The following is a 204-nucleotide window of genomic DNA, read 5'->3' on the forward strand; positions in this document are numbered from 1 at the left end:
TGACTCTACAGAAGATGTAGAAGTTACAGTCCAAGCTAAAGAAGCAACACCAAGCGAAGCTACAACCAAACAATGGCAAAATGGTGATGTTGAAATCGGCTTACCAGACAATGCGGATAAAGCACGCTTGACTTATACAGATAAGCAAGGAAGCAGTCAAACTGTTGAGCTCAGCAAAGGAGCGACAGGCTGGACGGTAACAAG

The 204-nt window shown here is 44.6% G+C and carries 1 protein-coding gene; it reads left to right on the forward strand.

The genetic code is table 11. The features are described from left to right. Window positions 1–204 (forward strand): hypothetical protein (locus HT730_RS09830; protein WP_173307483.1); only part of this gene is annotated, 204 nt, incomplete at both ends.

Origin of the sequence: Streptococcus sp. k-628 (genome assembly GCF_013277475.1) — a bacterium.
Taxonomy (GTDB): Bacteria; Bacillota; Bacilli; order Lactobacillales; family Streptococcaceae; genus Streptococcus.